Raw genomic sequence first — 784 nt, forward strand, 5'->3', positions numbered from 1 at the left:
TTTGAAGGATATAATTTGGAGGACTTAAATCTTTGAAAACGGTTGAACAAATGGCTAATAAAAGAGGCGTTAGTATAGAACAAATTTACGGGAAGGTGGAATAATGTCTAAAGTGGTTATAAAATTAATTAAATCTCCCATAGGTTATGAAAAATCTCAAAGAGACACGGTTGTAGCTTTGGGTTTTAAAAAGAGAAGAAGAATAGTCGAGCATGAAGATACTCCTCAAATAAAGGGAATGATAAATAAAATTTCGCATCTTCTTAAAGTAGAATATAAATGAGGGTTTAATAGATGGCACAGGAAAATACAAAAATTTTAAACGCTCCAAAAGGTTCGAGTAAGAAACCTCATAGAGTAGGGCGCGGACAAGGTTCTGGTTGGGGATGCACCGCGGGAAGAGGAGATAAAGGCGCACAATCTCGAGCGGGATATAGCAGGAGAGCTGGTTTTGAAGGCGGACAGATGCCTTTGCATAGAAGAATTCCAAAAAGCGGTTTCAATAATTCGGCGTTTAGAAAATCGGTAAATATTATTAATGTTGGAGAATTGGATTCTATAGGTTCGGAGATATCGAGAGAAACTTTGCTTAAATTAGGATATTTATCTTCAAATAGAGATTATATAAAACTTCTTTCAATGGGCGAGGTTAAAAACGCTATTACTATAACTGTCGATATGGCGAGTAAAAAAGCTATAGAAAAGATTGAAAAATCGGGCGGTAAAGTTATAATAAACGAAAGAAAAAAATATATTAGAGAGAAAAAAGATATTAAATCTTAAT

General features: G+C 34.3%; 2 protein-coding genes. Both read left to right on the forward strand.

What is annotated here, in order from left to right:
- Positions 1-103 precede the first annotated feature (103 nt).
- A complete protein-coding gene (gene rpmD, locus EZH24_RS12930) occupies positions 104-283 on the forward strand; it encodes a 50S ribosomal protein L30 (protein ID WP_137999433.1) in 180 nt (59 codons plus the stop codon).
- 11 nt (positions 284-294) lie between these two features.
- The gene (gene rplO / locus EZH24_RS12935) at positions 295-783 is read left to right on the forward strand and encodes a 50S ribosomal protein L15 (protein WP_137999434.1); all 489 of its coding nucleotides are present in this window, start codon (positions 295-297) and stop codon (positions 781-783) included.
- Position 784: the final 1 nt, after the last annotated feature.

Source organism: Brachyspira catarrhinii (genome assembly GCF_005518285.1).
Taxonomy (GTDB): Bacteria; Spirochaetota; Brachyspiria; order Brachyspirales; family Brachyspiraceae; genus Brachyspira; species Brachyspira catarrhinii.

Coding starts and splice junctions, on each gene's coding strand:
- rpmD (WP_137999433.1), top strand. CDS start 104: ATGTCTAAAGTGGTTATAAAATTAATTAAATCTCCCATAGGTTATGAA.
- rplO (WP_137999434.1), top strand. CDS start 295: ATGGCACAGGAAAATACAAAAATTTTAAACGCTCCAAAAGGTTCGAGT.